This window comes from Bradyrhizobium sp. LA6.8, from assembly GCF_040547935.1.
Lineage (GTDB): Bacteria > Pseudomonadota > Alphaproteobacteria > Rhizobiales > Xanthobacteraceae > Bradyrhizobium > Bradyrhizobium barranii.
Genome location: NZ_JBEPQQ010000011.1, coordinates 190901 through 213109, shown reverse-complemented (window position 1 = coordinate 213109; position 22209 = coordinate 190901). Strand labels below are relative to the sequence as shown.

At 65.7% G+C, this 22209-nt stretch carries 21 protein-coding genes; 7 read left to right on the top strand and 14 right to left on the bottom strand.

The genetic code is table 11. From position 1 onward, the window contains the following. The first annotated feature begins 71 nt into the window (after positions 1 to 71). Both ABIA90_RS38740 and ABIA90_RS38735 read left to right on the top strand, forming a co-directional pair. Positions 72 to 755, top strand: coding sequence for a response regulator (locus ABIA90_RS38740; RefSeq protein WP_354121487.1), 684 nt, complete (start codon positions 72 to 74; stop codon positions 753 to 755). After that, a complete protein-coding gene (locus tag ABIA90_RS38735; RefSeq protein ID WP_354121486.1) occupies positions 752 to 2701 on the top strand; it encodes a sensor histidine kinase in 1950 nt (649 codons plus the stop codon). The genes ABIA90_RS38740 and ABIA90_RS38735 overlap by 4 nt, the downstream gene beginning before the upstream one ends. Before the next feature lie 137 nt (positions 2702 to 2838). Here ABIA90_RS38735 and ABIA90_RS38730 read toward each other — a convergent pair whose 3' ends face one another. Next, complete coding sequence (locus ABIA90_RS38730; protein WP_085399488.1) at positions 2839 to 3120, bottom strand: hypothetical protein; 282 nt, start codon at positions 3118 to 3120, stop codon at positions 2839 to 2841. Between the two features lie 226 nt (positions 3121 to 3346). On the opposite strand from ABIA90_RS38730, the gene ABIA90_RS38725 reads away from it, so the two are divergent. After that, a complete protein-coding gene (locus ABIA90_RS38725; protein ID WP_014491555.1) occupies positions 3347 to 3571 on the top strand; it encodes a hypothetical protein in 225 nt (74 codons plus the stop codon). A gap of 129 nt (positions 3572 to 3700) precedes the next feature. Here ABIA90_RS38725 and ABIA90_RS38720 read toward each other — a convergent pair whose 3' ends face one another. From ABIA90_RS38720 to ABIA90_RS38695, 6 genes are all read right to left on the bottom strand, one after another. Then, positions 3701 to 5593 (bottom strand): PQQ-binding-like beta-propeller repeat protein, encoded by a 1893-nt coding sequence (locus ABIA90_RS38720; RefSeq protein WP_354121485.1) that lies wholly within the window; start codon positions 5591 to 5593, stop codon positions 3701 to 3703. A 2-nt stretch (positions 5594 to 5595) separates the two neighbouring features. Next, positions 5596 to 6063: a hypothetical protein gene (locus tag ABIA90_RS38715; protein WP_354121484.1), complete on the bottom strand. Its 468-nt coding sequence runs from the start codon at positions 6061 to 6063 to the stop codon at positions 5596 to 5598. A 360-nt stretch (positions 6064 to 6423) separates the two neighbouring features. After that, positions 6424 to 7101 (bottom strand): hypothetical protein, encoded by a 678-nt coding sequence (locus ABIA90_RS38710; RefSeq protein WP_354121483.1) that lies wholly within the window; start codon positions 7099 to 7101, stop codon positions 6424 to 6426. A gap of 87 nt (positions 7102 to 7188) precedes the next feature. Then, positions 7189 to 7896 carry a hypothetical protein gene (locus ABIA90_RS38705; protein ID WP_354121482.1) on the bottom strand — a complete coding sequence of 236 codons (708 nt, stop codon included), beginning with the start codon at positions 7894 to 7896 and terminating at the stop codon, positions 7189 to 7191. A 131-nt stretch (positions 7897 to 8027) separates the two neighbouring features. Next, positions 8028 to 8276, bottom strand: a complete 249-nt coding sequence (locus ABIA90_RS38700; protein ID WP_028147356.1) for a hypothetical protein — start codon at positions 8274 to 8276, stop codon at positions 8028 to 8030. 168 nt (positions 8277 to 8444) lie between these two features. Next, positions 8445 to 9410: an NAD(P)H-dependent flavin oxidoreductase gene (locus ABIA90_RS38695; RefSeq protein ID WP_354121481.1), complete on the bottom strand. Its 966-nt coding sequence runs from the start codon at positions 9408 to 9410 to the stop codon at positions 8445 to 8447. A 108-nt stretch (positions 9411 to 9518) separates the two neighbouring features. On the opposite strand from ABIA90_RS38695, the gene ABIA90_RS38690 reads away from it, so the two are divergent. After that, the gene (locus ABIA90_RS38690; protein ID WP_354121480.1) at positions 9519 to 11081 is read left to right on the top strand and encodes an AMP-binding protein; all 1563 of its coding nucleotides are present in this window, start codon (positions 9519 to 9521) and stop codon (positions 11079 to 11081) included. Positions 11082 to 11501: 420 nt separating this feature from the next. On the opposite strand, the gene ABIA90_RS38685 is transcribed toward ABIA90_RS38690, so the two are convergent. The 7 genes from ABIA90_RS38685 to ABIA90_RS38655 form a co-directional block, all read right to left on the bottom strand. Beyond that, positions 11502 to 12275 (bottom strand): thioesterase family protein, encoded by a 774-nt coding sequence (locus ABIA90_RS38685; RefSeq protein WP_166104253.1) that lies wholly within the window; start codon positions 12273 to 12275, stop codon positions 11502 to 11504. Between the two features lie 124 nt (positions 12276 to 12399). Next, on the bottom strand, positions 12400 to 13368 hold the full coding sequence (locus ABIA90_RS38680) for an NAD(P)H-dependent flavin oxidoreductase (protein ID WP_014491545.1): 969 nt from the start codon (positions 13366 to 13368) through the stop codon (positions 12400 to 12402). 155 nt (positions 13369 to 13523) lie between these two features. Continuing rightward, on the bottom strand, positions 13524 to 14924 hold the full coding sequence (locus ABIA90_RS38675) for an aspartate ammonia-lyase (RefSeq protein ID WP_014491544.1): 1401 nt from the start codon (positions 14922 to 14924) through the stop codon (positions 13524 to 13526). Between the two features lie 27 nt (positions 14925 to 14951). Beyond that, entirely contained in the window at positions 14952 to 15491 is a 540-nt protein-coding gene (locus ABIA90_RS38670; RefSeq protein ID WP_354121479.1) for a hypothetical protein, read from the bottom strand. 122 nt (positions 15492 to 15613) lie between these two features. Next, positions 15614 to 16216: a YqaA family protein gene (locus tag ABIA90_RS38665; protein ID WP_081369120.1), complete on the bottom strand. Its 603-nt coding sequence runs from the start codon at positions 16214 to 16216 to the stop codon at positions 15614 to 15616. Between the two features lie 133 nt (positions 16217 to 16349). Then, positions 16350 to 16754 (bottom strand): phosphoribosyl-ATP diphosphatase, encoded by a 405-nt coding sequence (hisE, locus tag ABIA90_RS38660; protein ID WP_028147364.1) that lies wholly within the window; start codon positions 16752 to 16754, stop codon positions 16350 to 16352. Between the two features lie 148 nt (positions 16755 to 16902). Next, positions 16903 to 17280 (bottom strand): hypothetical protein, encoded by a 378-nt coding sequence (locus ABIA90_RS38655; RefSeq protein ID WP_354121478.1) that lies wholly within the window; start codon positions 17278 to 17280, stop codon positions 16903 to 16905. 227 nt (positions 17281 to 17507) lie between these two features. On the opposite strand from ABIA90_RS38655, the gene ABIA90_RS38650 reads away from it, so the two are divergent. The 3 genes from ABIA90_RS38650 (at position 17508) to ABIA90_RS38640 (ending at position 22091) form a co-directional block, all read left to right on the top strand. Next, complete coding sequence (locus ABIA90_RS38650) at positions 17508 to 18557, top strand: ABC transporter substrate-binding protein (protein WP_354121477.1); 1050 nt, start codon at positions 17508 to 17510, stop codon at positions 18555 to 18557. 91 nt (positions 18558 to 18648) lie between these two features. Continuing rightward, positions 18649 to 20445, top strand: coding sequence for a glucan ABC transporter ATP-binding protein/ permease (locus tag ABIA90_RS38645; RefSeq protein ID WP_354121476.1), 1797 nt, complete (start codon positions 18649 to 18651; stop codon positions 20443 to 20445). Between the two features lie 176 nt (positions 20446 to 20621). Then, positions 20622 to 22091, top strand: coding sequence for a D-alanyl-D-alanine carboxypeptidase family protein (locus tag ABIA90_RS38640; RefSeq protein ID WP_354121475.1), 1470 nt, complete (start codon positions 20622 to 20624; stop codon positions 22089 to 22091). The last annotated feature ends 118 nt before the right edge of the window (positions 22092 to 22209 follow it).

Sequence of the window (22209 nt, the reverse complement as noted above, 5' to 3'; positions counted from 1 at the left end):
TGTCGCGCCCCCCACGCCGCGGCTAAGCTTGGCCTTGCGCCGCGGGGGACACGCGGTGCGGGACGATGAACATGAGCGAACAGGGCGAGACGGGTGAGGCCATCACCATCCTCCTCGTCGAGGACGACGCGCCGACCTGCTGGCGGCTCCAGGATGCGCTGGTCAAGGCCGGCTACAAGGTGCGCAGCGCGGGCACGCTCGGTGAGGCGCGTCAGGCCCTGAACGGCGATGCGCCGCGCGTGCTGCTGACCGATCTGCGGCTGCCCGACGGCCATGGCATCGAGCTGATCCGCGAGACCCGGCAGCGCTTTCCCGACACCGAGATCATGGTGATCTCGGCGCTCGGCGACGAGGAGAGCGTGATCTCCGCGATCACCGTCGGCGCCACCGGCTATCTCCTGAAGGACGCCTTCCCGACCGACATCGCCACCACCGTGCGCGATCTGGTCGCCGGCCATTCGCCGATCTCGGCCTCGATCGCCCGTTTCATCGTGCGCAGAACGCAAGGCGTCGCGCCGAGTTCGGTCGAGCCGCCGCGGGGTCCCGTACTCAACACCGCACGACTCACCCCGCGCGAGATCGATATCCTCTGGGGCATCGCAAAGGGTTTCAGCTACGCCGAGATCGCGAGCCATCTCGGCCTCTCCAGGCAGACCGTGCCCGGCCACATCAAGAACATCTATCGCAAGCTCGAGGTGCACACGCGCAGCGAAGCGGTGTTCGAGGCGGTGCAGCAGGGCCTGATCAAGCTGTGAGCGAGATAGCGGCGAAGGCGCCTGCGCGACCGCGGCGCCGGCTGATCGCGGTGCGCCTCGTGCCCTATCTGCTGCTACAGGCCCTGATCGTGATCGTCACCATCCAGGGGCTGCGGCTGCTCCAGCCCAGCGACCCCGACGATTTTGCCGTGAGCGAATTTTCGCTGCGGGAGGACGGCACGACCCGGGCGGTGACGCTGCCGCATTTCACGTCGTCGCGCTACGCGCTCCAGGACCCGCCGCTCTATTCGGGCACGTTCGTCTTCAAGCCCGATGCGGCAAACACGGCCTGGTCGGTGTTTCTGCCCCGCTTCAGCAATGGCGTGGAGGTCGCGGTCAACGGCGTCGCGATCCTGGACTCCCGGCGCGATCCCACCGCCAACCGGCCGGACCGCAACACGCCGGAGATCACAGTGATCCCGTCGTCGCTGCTGCGCGACGGCAGCAACGACATCACCGTGCGGCTGTTGGTGTGGGGTCCGCTGCGAGGCTTCCTCGACACCGTCTATGTCGGGCCGGACGAAAGCCTGCGGGGAGCCTACGAGACGCGCACGCTGCTGTTCGTGACGCTGCCCGTGGTGTTCTCGGCCTGGCAATCGTTGCTGGCGGTGATCCTCGCCATCATGTGGCTGATGCGACGCCGCGAGCCGGTCTATGGCGTGCTGGCGGCAGGAATGCTCGTCGGCGCTATGCAGGCCTTCGCGCCGGCGCCGCTGCCGCCCGCGCCTTATCCGCGGCTGGCCGCCATCCTGCTGGCGTCCGCGCCGATCGAGAGCGCGCTGGTCGTGACGTTCGCGGTGCTGTTCTTCGGCTGGCGCTGGCCGCGCTACGGGCTGCTGTTGTTCGCGCCGGGGCTCATCATCCTGCTGGTCGGGCTCTTTGCGGGCCAGCCGATCCCGCGCATCACCTTCCTGTTCCTCGGCGTGCCGACCGTGGGCCTGTGCCTGATGCTGCTGGTCGTCATCCTGACGTGGGCGGTGATCAGGCGGCAGGACGCGGCGAGCTTTACCTTCGGCTGCGCCGTGACCATCGTGCTGACCTGCTGGTTTCACGACATGCTCTCGGCGTTCGAGTTCGTGCCGGACGATCGCACCTTCGTCACGCGGCTGTCCTATTCCGCGATGCTGGTGGCGATAGGCGCCGGACTGACCTGGCGCTTCGCGCGCGCGCTCAACGAGGTCGACAGCTTCGCCGGCCAGCTCGTCGCACGCGTGCGCGAGGCCGAGGAGCGACTGAAGGCAAGCTTCGCCCGCGAAGAAGAGCGCGCCCGTGCCGCCGCACTCGCCAACGAGCGCACGCGGCTGATGCGCGACCTGCATGACGGCCTCGGCGGCCAGCTCGTCAGCATCGTCGCGCTCTCCGAGCGCGGACACGAGGGCGCGACCATCACGGACGCGGCGCGCGCCGCGTTGAAGGATCTACGCCTGGTCATCGATTCCATGGACGACATCGGCGGCGACCTGATGCTTGCGCTCGGCTCCTGGCGCGAGCGCGCGGCGATGCAATTGCGGCCACACGACATCACCCTCGGATGGCACGTGGCGACGCCGCAGGGCCTGCCGCTGCATCCTGAACTGCGGCCATGGCACGTCATCCAGATCGTGCGCATCCTCGACGAGGCCGTGACCAACGCGGTCAAGCACGCGCAGGCGCGCCATATCGTTGTTACCATCGAGACGCTCGACGATGGCCAAGGAGATGGCCAAGATAACGGCCAAGGACCGTGTGGCGTGATCAGCGTTGCGGACGATGGCAAGGGCTTTGCCCTGTCAGGCAACGGCGAAGCCGGCAGTGCGGGCCAGACCGCGCGGGGTCTGCGCAACATGCGAAGCCGCGCCGCGCGCTGCGGCGCGGTGCTGGATCTGGCCTCGGATTCCTCGGGGACGCGCGTACGGCTGCAACTGCCCAAAATCTTTCCCGATAGCGACGCCGCCGCCACGGGCTGAAAAGCCCCCTCCCCGAACGTGTGGAACGCACGGAGAGAGGGAACGGGCCGGATTATCGTCATGCGGAGGACGGGGGGTTCGTCCGCAAGTCATCCTTTCGCCTGAAGCGATGCAATCAACTCAATCAAACGAGATCGTCAGCGCACGCCGACGCGATTGACCGGGCCTCCGCGATTCATCGGCGTTCCCGCACGAACGCCGACGCCGGGCGCGCCGACTCCGGGCGTCGCCACCGCGACCGCGGCGGCCGGCGCGACCACCACCGCCCCGGCCGGCCGCACCACGCAGCCCTTGGGCACGCCGACCGTCTTGCAATAGACCACCGCCTGCGCCGGGCTCGTGCCCAGCGACACCATCGCCGCGCCCGCGAGCATCATGACCGTCAGCCCGGCGCTCAGCGCGCCCACGTTTTTCGACATCTTGCTCTCCTGCTTCCCGTTCGGCGCCCCGATGCAATCACCGGGTTTCGCAGCCGACGTGCAGCCTGAATGGCAAAAGACGGCGCGCGGATACATGCCATGAAGATGGGGGTGCGGCGGGCGAGCCGATGCCATGAACATGGCATGGACCGGCAACGGTCCTCCGCGAGATGGTCCGGCTCACCCGATCCCAGCGGGACCCGTCACAATCCCAGAGAGGTGTTTCATGAAGACTTCAGTTCTTGCCGCGCTGCTGCTCGCTGCCGCCATCCTGCCCGCCGCTGCGCAATCCGGTCCGACGCCGCAGGAGCAGATGGCCTGCCGCGGCGACGCCGGCAAATTCTGCGCCGAACATATCGGCAAGCCGCCGCAGATGAATGCCTGCCTGCGCGAGAACAAGACAAAGCTCTCGGACGCCTGCCGCAAGGTGGTGGAGTCGCACGGCGGGTGATCTTCTTCCCCCTGTGGGAGACGGTGCCTTGCCAATGGCAAGGCGGATGAGAGTTGCTTCGACGCACCAAGAGCAGAGACGCCCTGCCGCGAGCCACCCTCTCCCGCGAAGAAGGGAGAGGGACAGCAGCTAATTCGTCAGGCCATAGACGTCGATGCGGCCGTCATAGGTCGGGCGATAGATGCGGCCTTTCCAGACGATCGGACGGTTGAACTTGGGATGCATGAAGGCGTGCTCGGGCCCCCAGTCCTCGCTGTCCCAGATCACCTGGAGCCGTTTGGAGCCATCCGGATTGGTGGCGAAATTCTGCGCGTCGTAGACCAGGAAGCGGCCCGGACTGAGAATCATGTTGCTGTCCTGATAGGGCACCATCGCCACGATGATTCCATCAGTGCCGTTGTTGGCGGCAAGCGTGATGCTCCAGCCGGGCATGCCGCCCGGCGGACGCGGCGATTGCGGCGAGGCGATCTCGTTGCCCCCGGCGAGATAGGTCGTTCTCCCGTCGGCCGCAATCGACCAGGCCCGCAAGGCGCTGTTCTCGCCGCCGACGAAATGCATGGTGCCGTGGGTGGCGGACTGGAACAGCAGCGGCGTGCCATGCAGATGCCGCGTCGCGCCGCCGGGAAACACGTTCAGCTCCATCGGTGACGCCGGCGCCGGCGGCACGGCGGGATCGAAATACGTGTACAGGATCGGCGGCATGAGAAGCCTGTTGTAGTTCGCCGCGAAATGGCCGGCCGCAAGTTCGCCCGGCTGCGTCTTGCCGAGCGCATTGGCATTGCCGGTGTAGAGGATGCCGTCCTTGCCCGCGGCCAGAATGGCATGGGCGGAGGCGACGTAGACCGGACCGCCGGAACCGAAATCCTGGTCGCCCCACATCGACTCGTTCATCGCCTCCATGTGATGCGCCACGACCGGCGCGATCTGCGCATCGGTTGCACTGCGACCCGAGATGACCGCGACATGCGGCATCTCGCGCGCATACCGAGGCTTCAGCGTCATTCCCATGCGCCTCGCATGCGCGATCACGGAGGGCAGGGAAACGTTCGACGGCAGCGCCAGTTCGTCATTGTCGTCATCGTCGGCGGCTGCTGCGTCCGCGGCCGCGCCGACCCGATTGGCGTCGGTCCATGGCGCCCACCACGACATGACTTCGAAATGCGCATGGCTTCCGGTGTGCAAGGCGAGCCGCACGATGCTCTCGCCGAAATCGCCATGCTGCGGCGAGAACGCTCCGTTGCCGGTGATGACGTAGATTGAACCGTCGGGAGCGAGGGCCGGGCCGGCCCCGCTCTGCCACAGCCCGCCTCCGGAGCCGGTGACGGTGGAGCACCACGACGCAGCGAGCCGCCAGGCATGGACGTCGACCGCGAGCAGCCAGCCGCGCGCCGTCTTCGAGGTCTCGGCGATCGTGCCGAAGGGAATCAGCACGTGGTTCCGCGTCAGCGTCAGGGCGCTGCGCTGCTTACGCTGGGCCGAGACGAATTTCTGCACCGGCAGGCCGTTCGGCGGCGTGTAGACCGCGCCCTCCAGGTTCAGCAGCCCGTGCACCTTCGAGCCGTCGCGGATCCGCAGCGCCGCGAGGAAATGCTGCCCCTTGGCGACGCTGCCGTCGTCGCTGATCCAGGCGCAGGCATAGAGAATGCCCGCCCCCTCGTCGATCACCGGGGTCGAGAGAATGCCCCAATGGACGTTGGTCATGTGGCCGTCGATCGCCCTCGTTCCGACGATGGGACGCCCCAAGTTGGTCGCCCAGATCTTCTCGCCGGTCACAGCGTCGAATGCATAGACCCAATTGCCCATGCTGGCCTGGAAGATCAGGTCGCGGGTCTTGCCATCGGCCGTGTGCACGCCGCCGACCGCCAGCGGCTGCGCCTCGAGCCTGGGATCGTCGGGAATCGGAAGGCTGAAGAGTTTGACGATGCCCCTGCTGCGGACGGCGGTCGCCGTCAGCACCGTCTCGGAATTGTTCGTACCGGTACGGGCACGGTCGTAGCTGCGGGTCGTGACGGAGGCGACCATGGTCAGGCTCCGTAGGCGAGGAGGCTTCCGGCCGCAATCAGGCAAGCCGCTGCAAGCGGTCGTATGTCGCGCAAGCCCGCGCGCCACCCGCGCGACACGGCGGCTCCGCAGGCAAAGCCGAGCCCGGCCATGATCGCGCTCGACAGTGCGGCAACGGCCGGCGCATCAGGCGAGCGCGACACGAGATTGTCGATCGCCAGCAGCGGTGGCAGCACATAGAACCAGCCCGGCGCATTCAAAAGACGTTGCGCGATGGGGTGGCGCACCACCAGCGATGCGCCGCACGCGATCAACAGGATCGCTGCGAGCCCGCCCGCGACCGGCATCGTGACGCCGAGCGCGGAACCCAGCGCATCGCAAGCGCCGAACATCAGAATGAGCGGCAGCACATGCCGTTGCGGAACGATGAACGCGAGTGCAAAGGCCACGATGAGACTGTCCGCGGACGTCCACAACAGATGTATCGACATGGAAACCTCTAAAAGGTTTGCAATGCGAGATAAGTGAGGTCAGTCGAGAAGGCCGCCCTGTCGTCCGCCTTCGAGGGCAATTGCAGCGCGGTGCAACCGCGATTCCGCGCGTGTCGCGCGAGAAAGTGGAGCAGCCAGGCAATGCCGGCTCCGTCAACCGGCGCCGGCACGGTGACGCCTTCGCCGTACGGCGCGAAGGAGCGACCCCAAGCTAACAGCGCTACGCCCATGACGCGGCCTTTGGCTAGCCACACCAATCATGCATTGAACGGAGATCGTCTGGAAGTTGAAATTCGAGGCAAGCGCGTCCGCAGAACGAACCGTCGCTCACGATCGCGTGCGCGACGGCGGGGATGCGCGCTAATCGTCGTCGGACCCGAACAGCCTGATCTGCGGCAAGCCGCCGCGCGGCCGTCTCGCGACATCGCGCGCATCGGAATCTTCGCGGATGTTGCGCGCGACGTCATCCCAATCGGTGCGGTCGCGCATGCCACGCGGCTCGCGGGGATCGTAGTGCCAGCGCTCGGCCCAGCGCTCGCGGCGCTCCATGCGGCGCCGTTCGGACGCGGCGCGCTTCACATCGGAATCCCTGGCCTTGGCATAGGCGTTGTCGGGTGAGGATGGCTGCTCTGTCGATGCCTGCTGCTCGGCAGGCTTTGCGACTTGCGGAGGCGATGCCGGTGCCGGCTTGGGCGGCTCGGCCGCGGCCGCCTGGGAAGGCGCTGGCGGCCCGGCGTTCGCTTGGCTTGCCTGCGTGTCGGACTTTGCGGGTTCGGATTTGGCTTCGGCCTGTGCCGGAGCGCCGATCATGGCGCCGAAGGCTTGCGAGCCGGTGAGATATTGCAAGCGCTCGGAAGGCGCGTTCGTCGTCACGGGTTTGGCGGCTTCAGCGCGCTGCGCCATCTTGCTCGTGTCCGGCCCCTGCTTGGTCGCGACCGGATTCATGATATTGCCGGCGACGATGCCGCCACCGAGACCAATGGCGATGGCGGAAACGATCGTTCCGGCACCGACGAAATAAGCTGTCGAGGCACGCATTGGTCCACTCCCTCTTTGGAGCGGGCAACGCTTGTCGATTGCCGGATGTTCCCGATGTGGGGCGGAGTTCCTGGAGGAACTTGCGCGTCAGATCTGCTGCGCGACTTTTTCAAGCCCGATGATGCGGGCGAGCTTGCGCACTTCTTCCTTCTGATCCTCGCGCAGCTGGAACAGCAGCGGCATTGCGGCCGACTTCAACTGCTGGACCTCGTCGCAGTTCGGATCGATCGGCACGCCCGGCGCGTTCGGATTGGAGAGCTTGTTCGCGGAGATCTTGCGGACGACATTGCGCAGCGCGGTCTCGACCGAGGGCCAGTAATATTCCTGCGACGACGACAGTTTCAGGCGATCCCTGATGCCTGCGATCTGCACGTCGGACAGCAACGAATAGTTTTTCTGCGGCTGCGGCTTGGCGGCGACCTTCGGCTTGGCCGGAGCTTCGACGGGAGCCTCTGCGGCGGCAGGCGCTTCATGCACACTCGCCTTGGGCATCGGGAAATCGGCGGGCGTCGCGGCGGCAAACGCCTGGCGCAGCGGCTCGGTCAGCACCGGCGCCTGTGAGAGCTTGTCGCCAGAGACCTGGACCGGATCGATCGCGGCCGAGGCCAGTGCCAGCGTCGGAACCAGACGGTCGGCCTTGGCGGCGCGATTTGTCGAAAGCTGCTTGGGCGGCGGGGCCTGCGTGATCATCTCCGCGCTGACGCTGGGCACGCTGTCACGGCCGAGGATGGCGGTGGTGGCGGCGCCGAGGACGAGGAAACAGGTCAGCACGACGATGGTGATGGCTTTGGACAAACGTCTCTCCAGGCCCAGCTTCAAGTCCACGTGACGAGTGCCCGGAAACTGGGCGGTAAATAAGGCTTAACCGAGCCATCGCGACGGCAATCGCGCGGACTGTGGCGACATGCCCCGAAATCTCAAGGAAATCAGGCAGCTAGCGCCAGGTCGTAGGCATCCTGGATGTCGGCGACGATCTCGGAGGCCTCCCAGACCGCGCGCGGCTCGACCGATTGCAGCGTCACCGTCCAATTGCCGCCCCGGCGGGTGCGGGGGACGCTGAGGATGTCGAAGCGCACGTTGCGGCACAGCGGATGACGGGCCAGAGCATGGGCCACGCGGACCCGGATTTCGTCCAGCGTCGCGGCTGTCTTGCTATTGAGAAAATCGAAGTCCATCGCCTGTCCCTCTCGGTCCCGATTGGCGGCCGTGAGGGGATTCTTGGCGGGCGTTGGTTAATCTGCCGTTAAGTACGGGGCTGCGGAGGAGCGCTCGATTAACTGTGATCGGGGCCGACGGCGCCCCCTGTCCCTCCCCAGCAAGCGGGGCGAGGGGAAGGACGCCGCCTACCGCCCGCCCGCATCGCGATATTCGGCGAGGGTCCGCGCCACGAGATCGTCGACCGCCATCACGTCGGTCACGCCCGATGTCGCGTGCCCCCCGCTCCAGATATCGCGCCAGCGTTTCGGGCGGTTTTCGCGCGCGTCGACGTCAATGTCCTTGCCGATGTCGATCGCGCCACGCGCCGGCAGATCGTCGGGATCGAGGCCCGCAGCCACGATCGACGGCTTCAGCATGCTGGTCTGCAACCCCGTGAACGCGGTGGTCAGCAGGATGTCGTCGGCGCTGCTGTCGACCAGCATCTCCTTGTGGCGCTCGTCCGCCATGCTCTCGCGCGTCGCGATGAATTTCGTGCCCATGTAGCCGAGATCGCAGCCGAGGACTCCAGCCGCATGCAGCGCGCGGCCGTCGCTGATGCCTCCGGCGAGCACGATGATGCCGTCAAAGAATGCGCGCACCGCGCGGACGAAGGCGAACGGATTGAGCCAGCCGGTCTGCCCGCCGGCGCCCGCGGTGAGCAGCACCAGCCCGTCGGCGCCGGCTTCCGCCGCGCGCTGGGCGTGGCGGATCGAGGCCACGTCCGCCAGCACCAGCGCGCCGGCATCGTGCAGCGGCTTCAACACCGGCGCGGGCGACCCAACAGAGGTGATGACGATCTCCGGCTTGTGTCGCAGCAGCACCGCGAGATCCTGCTCAAGCCGCGCGTTGGAGCGATGCACGATCAGGTTCGGGCAAAGCGGCGCGGCCTTACGACCTGTGTGATCTTCGTGTTGCCGCAGTCGCGTTTCGATCTCGGTGAGCCACGCCTCGAGCTGTTCCGTGCCGCGGCAATTCACGGTGGGGAAGCTGCCGATCACGCCATTGCGACAGGCCGCGACCATGAGTTCGACGCCCGACACCAGAAACATCGGCGCCGCGATCAAAGGCAGAGCGAGACGATCACGGAAGTGTTGCAGTCGATCGGATGCCACTCACGCCTCCTTGCGCGGGCTTTGTCGTTCCATCCCGCCTTCCCTGTGCTAGCGTTGCGCGCAAACATTGGCACGTCAAAAGCCGATGACAAAGCAACGGGGAAACATATGTCCGATCCGCTCCACGCATCGTCCCCGACTTGCGCGCAGACGCTGCGGGCACTGTCGCGCTATCCCGGCCGCACCGCTTTCGCCTGGCCCGGTGGATCGCTGAGCTATCAGGGCACCATCGACCTGATCGGACGCATCCAGGCCGTGTTCATGCGGCTGGGATTGCAGCCCGGCGCGCGCGTCGCCTTCCTCACCGCGAATCGCGCCGACACCTGGTGCGCCGGTGTCGCCGCGCAATTATCCAGGCTCTGCGTCACCTGGCTGCATCCGCTGGGATCGCGGGCAGACCAGCTCTTCCAGCTCAAGGATTCCGAGGCCGAGATGCTGGTGGTCGATGCCGCCACCTTCCGCGATCGCGGCGGCGAGCTTGCCGCGAGTGCGAGCCGGCTCAAGGCGGTCTTCACCACGGGACCGGCCGACTATGGCGTCGACCTGTTGCAGGCGATCGAGATCGAAGGCCACGCCAGCGCGCATTGCTTCGCCGGCCCCGACGACCTCTCCACGCTGAATTACACCGGTGGCACGACCGGCAAATCCAAGGGCGCGCTGCGCTATCACCGCGAGAACGCCGGGGGTGCTGCCGCGATCCTCGCCGACTTCGAGATCCCGGACATCCCGCACTATCTCGCGGTTGCCCCGATCAGCCATGTCGCCGGCACGAAAGTCGTGCCGACGCTGATGCGCGGGGGCACCGTGCACATGCTGAAAGGCTTCGATCCCGAGGCGGTGCTGGCGACGATCGCGCGCGAGCGCATCAATTTCACGCTGTTCGTGCCGACCATGATCTATGTGCTGCTCGATCATCCCGCGCTGAGCAGCACCGATCTGTCCTCGCTAGAGCTCGTGCTCTATGGCGCATCCGCGATGTCGCCGAGCCGGCTGGTCGAGGGCATCGAGCGGATCGGGCCGGTGTTCTCGCAGCTTTACGGGCAGACCGAATGCTATCCGATTTCGGTGCTGCGCAAGGCGGATCATGATCCCAAAACGCCCGAGTTGTTCCTGTCCTGCGGCTTCCCGATCTCGACCTGCGAGGTCAGGATTCTCGACGACAACGACCAGGAAGTGAAGACGGGCGAAGCCGGCGAGATCTGCGTGCGCGCTCCGCATGTCATGGCCGAATACTGGAAGCGGCCCGACATTACCGCCGAGACGCTGAAGAACGGCTGGGTCCACACCGGCGACATCGCGCGCAAGGACGAGCGCGGCTACATGTTCATCCTCGACCGCAAGAAGGACATGATCGTCTCCGGCGGCTTCAACATTTTTCCGCGCGAGGTCGAGGACGTGCTGTCGCAGCATGCGGATGTCGCGATGGTCGCGGTCGTCGGCATTCCCGACGAGAAATGGGGCGAAGCCGTCACCGCCATCGTCGTGCCGCGCGAGGGGGCAAAGCCCGATCCGGACGAGCTGATCAATCTGGTGAGGACGCGAAAAGGCTCGGCACATGCACCGAAGCAGATCCAGTTCGTCAAGCAGCTGCCGATGACCGGCGTCGGCAAGGTCGACAAGAAGGTGCTGCGCGCGGGCTTCTGGAGTGGACGGGACCGGATGGTGGGGTAGTCATCCCCGATGCAACTTGTGGCAGGCAGCACCGCACGTATTCCCGCGGCCGGACCCCGGAATTCTACGGGTCGCTGTGACCCGCGAACAACAGCTCGGAAGGGACTTTTCAGGCACGCTGTCCGCGCAATTGCAGGCGAATCAACGAATCAACTAGACCGCTGACGGGGCTGGGAAGCGGAGTATCAAATGAGAGTCGCTTCCTTGGAAAGTGCGTTGGCCGCGATCACGTTGATCACGGCTATCATCGTCCTGCTGTGGGAGATCAAAATCGTCTACGGCAGCTGAACTGGCAGGACGCTGGCGTCGAACAGAGACCTCCGGACAAGAAGAGGTTCGCGACCAGGGCATCCCTTCCGCGGCGGCGGAAGTCTGCCGTTCAATCGGCGCAAGGAGCGATCACGGCGCTTGCCGTCACGCTTAGCGCTTTTCGATCACCAGACTCTGCACCGCACGGCCGAAATAGCCGTGACGATCCGCGAGCCGCGACATCGCGAGGCCGGCGCCGTCGGGACCGATCCAGGATTCGCCGTCGAGCAAGATCCACTCGCCGACCGGCTGGCGCGACAGGTTCACAGTAAGGTCGGCATTGATGTAGGTCCAGGCGCGGAAGTCGAGCGTCGAGGCGGTGCCGTTGGAGAAATCGGCAGCGACCACGGCGCGCATCGCCTGCGAGACCGCTTCGCCTTCGACCAGCGGATGGTCGAGGCGAAACCAGATCGCGCCGGCCCCGGCCTGGCCGAAGCGGCCGCGCGCGGCGCGCATCGAGACCATGCCTGCGAACGGACTGGTCGCGCCATGGCCGTCCTCGACCAGCGAGTCCTCGGGCGACGGCAGCGTGACCGGCAACTCCTTGACGTCGTCCGGCAAAGGCTGTGATTGCCGCTTGATCTTGAGCACGGTGGCACCGACGACCTGAACACCGTCGGCGAACAACTTGATCTCGCAGAGCTGGATCTTGCGCCCCTCGCGCAAAACCTCGCTCTCGATCGTGAGCGGCGCCACCGGCACCGGGCGCATCAAGTCGATGGTGACGCGCGCAACATTCATCGGCACCGGCGTCGGAATGCGTTCCGCCGCCCACGTCACCAGCGCAGACGGCGCCGAGCCGTGCTGCATGCGCCGGTCCCACGGACCGGCAGCATTGGGGCTGGTGACGACGTTGTTGCCGTCGACGCGGTAAATGGCGGTCATGTTTGCACGATATCTCGGCTGGCGTTCCCCGGGCTGCAGAGCCGGGGTCCATGTGCTGCAGCGATGGGGCCCGGCTCCGCGCAGCAGCGTTGCACGCTGCAGCGCGTCCGGGACACGAGAGCGGTTAGAGCGGCGGATCGATCGCCTCGTCATATTCCTTCTTGAAGCGCGCGATCAGATCGGCGGCGGGGATGATGCCGTCGACGCTGCCGATGCCCTGGCCCGACCCCCAGATCTCCTTCCAGGCTTTCGGCTTGGCGCGCTCGCCGGAGGCATCCGTGCCGAAGTTCATCTTGGACGGATCGGACGTCGGCAGGTTTTCCGGATCCATGCCGGCCGCGAGGATCGACGGCTTCAGATAGTTGCCGTGCACGCCGGTGAAGAGGTTCGAGTAGACGATGTCGTCGGCCGTCGAACCCGCGATCATCTCCTTGTATTTCTCGACCGCGTTGGCCTCCTTGGTCGCAATGAAGGCCGAGCCGATATAGGCGAAGTCTGCGCCGAGGATGCGCGCGGCGCGGATCGCCTTGCCGTTGCCGATGGCACCCGACAGCGCGATCGGGCCGTCGAACCATTTTCGCGTTTCTGCAACGAAGGCCAGCGGCGAGATCGTGCCGGCGTGGCCGCCGGCGCCGGCCGCAACCAGGATCAGACCATCGGCCCCCTTCTCGATCGCCTTGTGGGCGAACTTCTGGTTGATCACGTCGTGGAAGACGATGCCGCCCCAGCCGTGCACCGCTTGATTGAGCTCCTCGCGCGCGCCGAGCGACGAGATGATCATCGGCACCTTGTACTTGGCGCAGAGCTGCATGTCGTGATCGAGCCGGTTGTTCGACTTGTGCACGATCTGGTTCACCGCGAACGGCGCCGACGGCTTGTCGGGATGGGCACGGTCATAGGCCGCGAGCTCTTCGGTGATCCGCGCCAGCCATTCGTCGAGCAGCTCCGGCGGCCGTGCGTTCAACGACGGAAACGAGCCGACCACGCCGGCCTTGCACTGCGCGATCACGAGATCGGGCACCGAGATGATGAAGAGCGGCGAACCGATCACGGGGATCGACAGGCGTCCCTTGAACAAGGCAGGCATGGACATAGGCGAAACGATCCTTTGGTGGCGGGCAAATCGAAAGCTGGAGGCCATACCAACAAGGCAATCTTTCCACTGTCAAGTATTGCGTTTTGACGCCGTGGCGGATGCCGTTACCGCAATTCCAACATGCGGAATTCGCTACGCAAATGCGGGCGGCATCACCCAATCAAATCCGGATTGATCAGCCGCTCGAACGAGAACATCTCGTCCCATTTCTCCTGTGTCAGCAGCTTGCGCTCGACCACGACGATCTGGTGCAGCGACTTGCCGCTCTTGTAGCCCTCGCGCGCGATCTCGGCGCATTGCTTGTAGCCGAGCAGCGGCTTCAGCACCGTAACGATACCGAGCGAGTTCAGCACCATGTTTCGGGTGTGCTCTTCGTTGGCGGTGATGCCGACGACGCAGTTCTCGCGCAGGCTGTTGACCGCGCGCTCCATGGTGCGGATCGAGAAGAACAGAGCGAACGAGATCACAGGCTCCATCACGTTGAGCTGAAGCTGGCCGGCACTTGCGGCGAGCGTCACCGTGGTGTCGAGGCCGATGACGAGGAAGCTGGTCTGGTTGACGACCTCGGGGATGACCGGATTGACCTTGCCCGGCATGATCGAGGAGCCCGGCTGGAGCTGCGGCAGGTTGATCTCGTTGAAGCCGGCGCGCGGGCCCGAGGCCAGCAGGCGGATGTCGTTGCAGATTTTCGTCAGCTTGCTCGCCGTGCGCTTGAGCACGCCGGAGAGCTGCACATAGGCGCCGGTGTCCGAGGTCGCCTCGACGAGATCGCCGGCAAGGATGAAGTCGACGCCGGTCAGCGCGCTCAAATGCCGGACCGCGAGTTTTGGATAGCCGACAGCCGCGGTGACGGAGGTGCCGATCGCGGTGGCGCCGAGATTGATCTCGCGCAGCAGCGCGCGCGCCTCGGAGATGCGGTCGACCTCCTCGCCGATCGTGGTGCCCCAACCGCGGAATTCGGCGCCGAGCGACATCGGCACGGCGTCCTGAAGGTGCGTGCGGCCCATCTTCAGCACGCGCTCGAACTCGCGGCCCTTGGTGAAGAAGGCCTCCTGGAGCTGGCGCAGCGCCGTCATGTAGCTCTCGAGCCGCAGGATCAGCGCCAGCCGAAAGGCGGTCGGATAGGTATCGTTGGTCGACTGGCCGTAATTGACATGGTCATTCGGGCTGACATGCTGGTAGTCGCCCTTGCTGAAGCCGAGCGATTCCAGCGCGAGATTGGCGATCACCTCGTTGGCGTTCATGTTGGTGGAGGTACCGGCGCCGCCCTGGATGAAGTCGGTGACGAACTGATCCATCATGTCGCCGGCGATGACGCGGTCGCAGCCCTGGATGATCGCGTCCGCAACTTTCGCATCGACCGCGCCGAGGTCGCGGTTGGCCATCGCGGCAGCCTTCTTGACGTAACCGAGCGCCTTCACGAAGTAAGGCTCCTGGTTCATCGGGATGCCGGTGATGTGGAAGTTCTCCTTCCCGCGGATGGTCTGGACGCCGTAGTAGATGTCGTCGGCGATCTCACGCTGTCCGAGGAAGTCCTGCTCCGTGCGGCTCATGGGCGCTCCTTTGCTGGCGCTACGTCCTCAGTTCTGGCACAGCGCGCTGGTGACGAAGGTATCGGTGCGGCAGTCATCCGGTTTGCGTTGCCGGCCCGGGATCAGAACCTTGGCCGAGCATTTTTCCGCGGAATCGGCGTTCAGGCTCTTGCCTTCCTTGTAGCCCTTGCTCCGGCAGAGCTGGTCGGCGGCTTGCTTGCAGTCGGGCGCACCATTCGACGAGGCGGGGCAGGCCATGCGCCCCGACACCATGGCCGACGGCGTCGCCAGCCGCGACAGGTCGTTCATGGTCTCGCTCGGGCTTTTGATCGGCGGCAGGATCGAGGGCAGCTTGTCGAACAGCTTGCCCATTTCGTTGATCAGCCCGGGATTTTCCTCGCGCGCCGGCGGCGATGAAGGTGCTGATGTCGAGGGCGGCGGCGCGGTCTGCGGTCCCTGCTCCTGCAAGCCGAGCGCCGGCGGCGCGGATTGCGGCCAGCTGGTGCTACCGGCACCGAGCAGGAGCGAAAGCACTGCAAATATCAGCGTCCCCGGTCGGAGGACCGGATTGCCGGATCGAACCATCATGACGGCAACCGTAGCCGAACCCGGCGCAGCGGCAAAGCGCGGGGTTATTGAGCGAACATGATCTTCGCGGAGAACCGCTTCACACGTCGCGCTGACGCGGCCCTTCGGGGCCGGATCATGCTCTAGATCAGCTTGACCGCGACGACGAAGCCGAGCACCAGCACGGCGGCGCCGAGCGCCACCCAGAGACCGAGATGCTTCTCGATCCTGACGCGGATCCAGTCGCCATAGCGATTGAGCAGGATCGCGACGATGAAGAAACGGCCGCCGCGCGCGACGATCGAGCACAGGATGAACAGGCCGATATTGTAACCGGCAAAGCCCGAGGTGATGGTGACGAGCTTGTAGGGGATCGGTGTCAGGCCCTTGAGCAGGATGATCACCGCGCCCCATTCCGCATAGGAGGCGCGGAAGGCATCGACCTTGTCGCCGAGGCCATAGACCTGGATCAGCCAATGGCCGACCGAGTCAAACAGCAGCGCACCGATAGCGTAGCCCAGCAGACCGCCCACCACCGAGGTCGCGGTGCAGACCGCCGCGTAGAGCCAGGCGCGCTGCGGGCGCGCCAGCGACATCGGGATCAGCATCACATCCGGCGGGACCGGAAAGAAGGAGCTTTCTGCGAAAGCCACGGCTCCCATGATCCAGAGCGCGTAGGGCTTGTGGGCGGCGTCGATGCACCAGTCGTAGATACGTTTCAGCATGGCGCCGCGATGAAGCACCATGGGACGGATTTGTCCATCGCGAGTTTTGTGACGATTTGGCGTGATCTGGAACAGTGTGTCGCGGTTTTCCGAAAGATCACGCGCAAACAACAACCTAAAGCGCGATGACGCTTTGCTCCGGTTTCATCGCGCTTTAGTGGCGCTTGCGCGAGACGCGCCCTTCCAGCGCGACAATTGGCCGCCTGGCGGCAACGCGCGGTGACGCGACTTTGGGCAGCTTCATCGGCGACTTCGGCAGCTTCTCGGCAATGCCGAGCATGTCTTCCCGCCGCGCCATCTCGCGCCAGACATCCTCCGGGCGCACGCCGGCCGAGGCCCAGAGCACCGTGAGATTGTAGAGCAGGTCGGCGCTTTCCCGGATCACGGCCTCGCTGTCGCCATTGACCGCGTCGATGACGACCTCAATGGCTTCCTCGGCCAGTTTCTTCGCCATTTTGGATGGCCCACGCTGAAACAGCCGGGCGGTACGCGATGTTGCCGGATCAAGATCCTTGGCCGCGAGCACAGCCAGATATAGCCGCTCAAGCGAATCACTCATGGTACTCGAAACTACCCTAAACCAATGGCGAGCGCGTTAACGCGCAGGGTTAAAAGCGAAAAACAGGCCGCCGCGGCAAGCGCGACGGCCCGTTGTGGTCAAGACTTGGTAGCCAGGGACTTGGTAGCCAAGGATTTGGTAGCCAAGGCTAGTAGCAGTTCTGCATGTAGCCCTGGCCACAGAGCTCCGACGGAGCCGTGCCGCCATAGCGCTGATATTGGTAGTTCGGGCCCGGGCCGTAGTAAGGACCGTAGGCGGGGCCACTGTAATAGGCAGGGCCGCCGTAATAGCCATAACCCGGACCCGGACCGTAATCATAAGCGTAGGCGTCACGGGTCGCAGCGATCGCAAGGCCGGTGCCGATGATGCCGGCAAAGGCCGCGGCAGCCGCAGCACCGCCGCCACCGCCATGCCAGTGGCGGCCGCCTGCGTATGAGGCGGTCGGGGCGACCGAGGTCAGCGCCAGCACCGCGGCGGTGGCAAAGACGGCCTTGCGGCCGGCAAATCTCGAAAATCGGTCAAACATGTCCTGGACCCTCCTTGGGACCTCGAATGGTGCCTGACGACAGGCTCATGTCGTTCAAACACCCGCAGCCCATGTTGGGTTCCCGAACCCCAACAGAAGCTGAACGGGGTTGCGTCATGATCACGCAACCCCCGCTCATCCGCCGTTCATGTTGGCGCGCGCAGGCTCGTCGCTGGCCGGCGCTGCGAGCGTCACGAAACCACAACAATGTGGGACCGGCGCCACTGATGTTTGCATTCAAGACAATCGCCCTTCGCGGCCTGCTGGCCATTGCAATCTCGCTTGCCGCGCTGGCTGCGCGCGACGTCAGCGCGGCCGAGACTGCTGCGCCGTCCACTGCGATCCACTTCACATTCGATCGTCCCGTCGATGCGAGCATGGCGCCGTTCTTCCTCGCCGCGAAGGACGGCAATTTCGGCGCCGAGCGTCTCAACGTGTCCTTCAAGAGCGCCGCCGGATCGCCGGAGGCGCTCGCACGCGTCGCCAAGGGCGACAGCGAGCTCGCGCTCGTCGACATCAACGAGCTGATCCGCTTTCGCGACAAGGAGGATGCGGCGCCGGTCAAAGCCGTGTTCGTGTTGTTCAATCGCGCGCCTTACGCGATCGTCGCGCGCAGGAGCCGCGGCATTCACTTGCTGCCCGACCTCGACGGCAAGACCGTCGGCGTCGCCGACGGCGATCTGTCGATGCGGCTGTGGCCGGCGCTGGCGCAGCAGAACGGCATCAACGCGTCGCAAGTGAAATTCCACAAGATCAGCGCCGCGGTCCGCGAGCCGCTCCTCTCCGCGGGCCAGGTCGATGCCGTCGCCGGCTTCAGCTATCTCTCGGCGGTAAACCTGCGCGACCGCGGCGTGCCCGGCGGCGATCTCGTGGTACTCCGCTATGCCGACTATGGCTGCGAGGCCTACGGCTTCGCCGTGGTGGCCAACCCCGCTTTCGCCGCCGCGAAGCCCGACGCCGTGAAGGGTTTCGTCCGCGCATTGATCGCCGGCGTCAACGCGACCATCAAAGAGCCGGCCCGTGCGGCGGACGAAGCCACGAGCCGGATCGACGACGGCGACCGCGACCTCGAGCGGGAACGCCTGCGCAGCGTGCTCATCGACAACATCCTGACCGACGAGGTCAAGCGCAACGGCCTCGGCGGCATCGACCCGGCGCGCCTGGACCGCTCGATCGACCAGATCGCGCAGGATTTCAAATTCCGCAAACGGCCGGCGGCCGGCGATATCTTCGACGACCGGTTCCTGCCGCCGGTCGCGGGACGACTGATCAACTGAGCAAAACCCGCAGCTTCCGCTGTATCTCGCGGGCGATCCCTGATTAGAATGTGGACTCACACCGTTTCGTCCGCCCGAGTTCGTTCCTCGCATGCCCATCCTCCGCCTCTACACCCGCGTTCTCGAACTGCTCGGCAAGGAGGCGCGGCTGGGCTGGTTGCTGGCGTTTGCCAATCTGCTGCTGGCGGCCTCGCAGTTCGCGGAACCCGTGCTGTTCGGCCGGATCGTCGACGTGCTCTCCGGCAAGGCGGTCGCCGGATCGAACTCGGCCTGGCCGTTCCTGCTGGCCTGGGTGGCGTTCGGACTGTTCACCATCGGCTGCAGCGCGATCGTGGCCTTGCAGGCCGACCGGCTCTCGCACCGTCAGCGCCAGGCGGTGCTGACCGACTATTTCGAGCACATTTTGCAGCTGCCGCTGACCTTCCACTCAGGCACCCATTCGGGCCGGCTGATGAAGGTGATGCTCAACGGCACCGACGCGCTGTGGCGGTTGTGGCTCGGCTTCTTCCGCGAGCACTTTGCCGCGATCCTGTCGGTCGTGGTGCTGCTGCCATTGTCGCTCTACCTGAACTGGCGGCTCGCGGTCCTGCTGTTCGTGCTCTGCGTCGTCTTCACCGCGCTGACGACCTTCGTCGTGCGCCGGACCTTCGGCATGCAGATGCAGGTCGAGGAGCACTACAGCGAGCTCTCCGCGCGCGCCTCCGACGCGCTCGGCAACGTCGCGCTGGTACAGAGTTTTGTGCGCGTCGAATCCGAGGTGAAGGGCTTGCGCTCCGTCGCTGATGACCTGCTCGCGGCGCAGATGCCGGTGCTGTCGTGGTGGGCGCTCGTCACCGTCATCACGCGCGCCTCCACCACCATCACGGTGCTCGCGATCTTCACGCTCGGCATCGCGCTGCACGACCAGGGGCTGACCTCCGTCGGCGAGATCGTGATGTTCGTGAGCTTCGCGACGATGCTGATCCAGAAGCTCGAGCAGGTCGTGAGCTTCATCAACAACGTGTTCATGGAAGCCCCGCGGCTGCGCGAGTTCTTCAACGTGCTCGACGCCGTGCCCGCGGTCCACGACCGCCCCGACGCGATCGATGCCGGGCGGCTCTCCGGCCTCGTCGAATTCAACGACGTCACCTTCTCCTATGACGGCAAGCGGCCGGCAGTCGAGGACCTCTCCTTCACCGCGCTGCCCGGCCAGACCATCGCGCTGGTCGGCGCGACCGGCGCCGGCAAGTCGACGGCGATCGCGCTTCTGCATCGCGCCTTCGATCCGCAGTCGGGCTTCATCAGGATCGACGGCATGGACGTGCGCGGCGTGACGCTGACCTCGCTACGCCGGAACATCGGCGTGGTGTTCCAGGAGGCGCTGCTGTTCAATCGCTCGATCGCGGAGAATTTGCACGTCGGCAAGCCGGATGCGACCGAAGCCGAGATGCGCAAGGCCGCGGAGCGCGCGCAGGCGCTCGAATTCATCGAGCGCAGCGGCGGCTTCGAGACCAATGCCGGCGAGCGCGGCCGCATGCTCTCCGGCGGCGAGCGCCAGCGGCTGTCGATCGCCCGCGCGCTGTTGAAGGACCCGCCGATCCTGATCCTGGACGAGGCCACCAGCGCGCTCGACGCCGTCACCGAGGCCAAGGTGAACGCCGCTCTCGACGAAGTGATGAAGGGACGCACCACGTTCGTGATCGCCCACCGTCTCTCCACCATCCGCAATGCCACGCGGATCCTGGTGTTCGAGAACGGCCGGGTGATCGAAAGCGGAACTTTCGATGAACTCGTGGCCAAAGGCGGCCATTTTGCCGAACTCGCCAGGGCCCAGTTCATGGTTCAGGAAAATGCACGGGCCAGCGTGACGGCCGCTGAGGCTGCGGCGACTGCGGTCAAGTCCCCATAGCATCGTCGAAATTCGGCCTATTTCATCACGGAATACCCGGCCGAAACCCCTGTTCTCGACGCACGAGCCGGTATAGGTTTGCGACGCCGCAAGCGGCGGCGCCGGATTTCAGAACCGAACATCAGATCACGAGAGCCGACCGGAACCGGCGGGTCTCCAAGGACCGGAATCGGATAGTGCACGCCCTTCGCCCGCTGCTTCGCAAGTCCCTGTTCAACCTGTTCGCTGCGGCCCTCGCATCCGCGGTGCTGCTTGCGCCGCGCACGGCCAGCGCCGAAGCACTGCTGCTGATCGAAGCCGACAGCGGCAAGGTGCTGCAGGCCGAGAACGCGACCATCCCGTGGTATCCGGCCTCCGTCACCAAAATCATGACGGCCTACGTGACGCTGAAGGCGGTGAAGGACGGCAGGCTCACGCTCGACACGCTGATCACGGTGTCGCCGACGGCGGCTTCGCAATCGCCGTCGAAGATGGGGTTCCGTCCGGGAACGCAGCTCACCGTCGACAACGCGCTGAAGATGATGATGGTGAAGTCAGCGAACGACATGGCCGTGGTGCTTGCCGAAGGCGTCGGCGGCTCAATCGACGGCTTCTCGGCGATGATGAACGACACCGCGCAGAAGCTCGGCATGACGCAGACGAGCTACGTCAATCCGAACGGCCTGCCCGCTGACGGCCAGATCACGTCCGCGCGCGACCTCGGCATTCTCGCGCGCTCGTTCCTGCGCGACCTGCCGGAATACGAATATTTCGTGCACATCCCGGCAATCCGCTTCGGCAAGCGCGTCACCGGCAATTTCAACAAGCTGATCGGCCGCTACCCCGGGGCCGACGGTTTCAAGACCGGCTTCATCTGCGCCTCCGGCTACAATCTCGTGGCGTCGGCCACGCGCAACGGCCGACGGCTGATCGCCGTCGTGCTCGGCGCCAACTCCGGCACTGCGCGTGCGGTGAAGGCGGCGCAGCTGCTCGAACGCGGCTTCAGCCAGGACAATCTCACCTGGCTCCGCCCCTCGCTCGGCACCGTCGACAAGCTGGTGCCGGTCGACGCCTCGCCGCCGAACCTGCGCGAGGACATGTGCGGTGGTCATCGCAAGCGGCCGGCCAGCGACGATGACGACGCACTGATCGCCGCCAATGGCGGCACCTCCGGATCTGCCTCCGCCACCGGCGGCGAAGCCCAGGTCACCTTCTTCACCGCGGGCCTTCAGCCGCCCCTGATGAAGGCCTCCGAGCTGATGGCCTCCGCCCCCGCTGCGGCCGAGCCCGTGCTGGTCTATACCGGCCCGACCCGCACCGGCACCGCCCTGATCGCGGCGGTCGCGGCCGATGCCGACCAGCAGGCCACGCCAAAGCCGCGTGGCAAGAAGTCGCGCGTCGCCAGGAAGCCTGATGCGGCCGACAAGCCAGCCGACAAGCCGAAGGATGCCAAGACGGCGGCGGCAAAGCCGGATGCCGCCAAGCCTGACGCCAAAAGCGATACCAAGTCCGCGTCGAAGCCGGCCGGGACCAAGCATGCCGCGGCCAAGCACGGTGCGGCGGCGAAACCCGCCGAGAAGCCTTCGGCAAGCGGCGATCAGGCGGCCAAGCCCGCCAAGCCCAAGGCGGCGACCAAGCCCGCCGCCAAGCCGGCCAACAACAGCTAACGGCACCCACCGCAGGCCGCGCCCGCGCTTCGCACCTGCGGCAGAGCGGCTTGCGACAATTCCAGTAGCCACTCCCTGACCTTTGTCCTAAGCCTCGACCGGCTTGCCACCCGTTCCG

Excerpts from the sequence above, each read along its gene's own strand:
- ABIA90_RS38740 (WP_354121487.1), top strand. The coding sequence starts at position 72 with ATGAGCGAACAGGGCGAGACGGGTGAGGCCATCACCATCCTCCTCGTC.
- ABIA90_RS38730 (WP_085399488.1), bottom strand. The coding sequence starts at position 3,120 with ATGTCGAAAAACGTGGGCGCGCTGAGCGCCGGGCTGACGGTCATGATG.
- ABIA90_RS38725 (WP_014491555.1), top strand. The coding sequence starts at position 3,347 with ATGAAGACTTCAGTTCTTGCCGCGCTGCTGCTCGCTGCCGCCATCCTG.
- ABIA90_RS38720 (WP_354121485.1), bottom strand. The coding sequence starts at position 5,593 with ATGGTCGCCTCCGTCACGACCCGCAGCTACGACCGTGCCCGTACCGGT.
- ABIA90_RS38715 (WP_354121484.1), bottom strand. The coding sequence starts at position 6,063 with ATGTCGATACATCTGTTGTGGACGTCCGCGGACAGTCTCATCGTGGCC.
- ABIA90_RS38710 (WP_354121483.1), bottom strand. The coding sequence starts at position 7,101 with ATGCGTGCCTCGACAGCTTATTTCGTCGGTGCCGGAACGATCGTTTCC.
- ABIA90_RS38700 (WP_028147356.1), bottom strand. The coding sequence starts at position 8,276 with ATGGACTTCGATTTTCTCAATAGCAAGACAGCCGCGACGCTGGACGAA.
- ABIA90_RS38690 (WP_354121480.1), top strand. The coding sequence starts at position 9,519 with ATGTCCGATCCGCTCCACGCATCGTCCCCGACTTGCGCGCAGACGCTG.
- ABIA90_RS38685 (WP_166104253.1), bottom strand. The coding sequence starts at position 12,275 with ATGACCGCCATTTACCGCGTCGACGGCAACAACGTCGTCACCAGCCCC.
- ABIA90_RS38680 (WP_014491545.1), bottom strand. The coding sequence starts at position 13,368 with ATGTCCATGCCTGCCTTGTTCAAGGGACGCCTGTCGATCCCCGTGATC.
- ABIA90_RS38675 (WP_014491544.1), bottom strand. The coding sequence starts at position 14,924 with ATGAGCCGCACGGAGCAGGACTTCCTCGGACAGCGTGAGATCGCCGAC.
- ABIA90_RS38670 (WP_354121479.1), bottom strand. The coding sequence starts at position 15,491 with ATGATGGTTCGATCCGGCAATCCGGTCCTCCGACCGGGGACGCTGATA.
- ABIA90_RS38665 (WP_081369120.1), bottom strand. The coding sequence starts at position 16,216 with ATGGTGCTTCATCGCGGCGCCATGCTGAAACGTATCTACGACTGGTGC.
- hisE (WP_028147364.1), bottom strand. The coding sequence starts at position 16,754 with ATGAGTGATTCGCTTGAGCGGCTATATCTGGCTGTGCTCGCGGCCAAG.
- ABIA90_RS38655 (WP_354121478.1), bottom strand. The coding sequence starts at position 17,280 with ATGTTTGACCGATTTTCGAGATTTGCCGGCCGCAAGGCCGTCTTTGCC.
- ABIA90_RS38650 (WP_354121477.1), top strand. The coding sequence starts at position 17,508 with ATGTTTGCATTCAAGACAATCGCCCTTCGCGGCCTGCTGGCCATTGCA.
- ABIA90_RS38645 (WP_354121476.1), top strand. The coding sequence starts at position 18,649 with ATGCCCATCCTCCGCCTCTACACCCGCGTTCTCGAACTGCTCGGCAAG.